We start from the raw sequence: 1,020 nt of genomic DNA on the forward strand, positions 1-1,020 counted from the left end.
TCTGCCTCTACGGGCCTTCTATCGCCGAGATCCTGCGGTCCGTGAGTCGTGAGTCGTGAGTCGTGAGTCAGTCAAGTCGTCAGCCAACATCGCGGGTAGCGGGCGACCGGTGAGCTCACGTCGGCCAGTGAGCGCCGAGGTAGGGATCGGGATGCTCCTGGATCCAGCGGTCGAGGAGCTCGGCGAACGCGGCGGCCTGAGCTCCGCCGGCTGGCAGGTTGCGCTCGAGGACGAACACGAGCACGAGATCCGACTCACGAGCGAAGTCCGAGACGTTCTCGGTGACCATGGCCCAGTCGTTGGCGCGGGCGAACGTGGCGATGTCGGCATCGTCGGTTGCATCGAGGCCGAACTCGGCGACGTGGGTGGCCTGGTGTCCGTACTGCTCGCGCAGGAGTTCGGCGGCACGGAGCGGGAACAGCTCGTCGAGCAGTGGATGGGTCACGCGAGCAGGGCCTCGCGCTCTGCCGCGGCGCGTCGGCTCGCTGCAGCAGCCTCCTCGTTCCGACGGATCCGTGACCCGATCTGCTCACGGTGCTCAGCGGCGAAGTCGAGCGCGGTCCGGATCTGACGAGGATGCAACTCGCTCTCCTCGGCGAGCGTCGCGATGCGCTGCTCCTCGCTGCCCCGGAGCGCGCGGAGCCGCGCGACGACCTCCCACACGTCTGGACCGGCGGCGAGCGCCGCCCGTCGGTCGTTGGTGGGGCCGCGGTAGACGATCCCCGGATTCGTCGCTCGCGGCGGTGTTCGGACGTAGGTCGCCGGCGACGTCACGGCGGTAGCGGACGTGCTCCAGCCACCGCTCGGACCACTGTGCGATCGGAGAAGTCGTTCGTCGAAGCGGTCGCCGTTGCTGGTCGCCGCTCGGCCGCCAGCTCAGGGCGGCTCGGCCTCAGCTGAGATCCCTCGTTCGAGACATCACGGCGGACGGCGTGCCATCTCAAGGCGGCGGGCATCGTGCGCATACGGCGGTTACCGCCTGGTCGGCCCCTCGGACACCCGGAGCCCATCCGATCGGTG

General features: G+C 69.3%; 2 protein-coding genes. Both read right to left on the reverse strand.

Annotated features, from left to right (window positions below; all coding sequences use genetic code 11):
• Positions 1 to 115: 115 nt before the first annotated feature.
• Positions 116 to 445 carry a DUF5615 family PIN-like protein gene (locus WEB03_RS02860; RefSeq protein ID WP_368069461.1) on the reverse strand — a complete coding sequence of 110 codons (330 nt, stop codon included), beginning with the start codon at positions 443 to 445 and terminating at the stop codon, positions 116 to 118.
• Positions 442 to 774: a hypothetical protein gene (locus WEB03_RS02865; RefSeq protein WP_368069462.1), complete on the reverse strand. Its 333-nt coding sequence runs from the start codon at positions 772 to 774 to the stop codon at positions 442 to 444. Before WEB03_RS02865 ends, WEB03_RS02860 begins: the two co-directional genes overlap by 4 nt.
• Positions 775 to 1,020: the final 246 nt, after the last annotated feature.

The sequence above is a fragment of the Nitriliruptor sp. genome, assembly GCF_040882075.1.
Classification (GTDB): Bacteria; Actinomycetota; Nitriliruptoria; order Nitriliruptorales; family Nitriliruptoraceae; genus Nitriliruptor.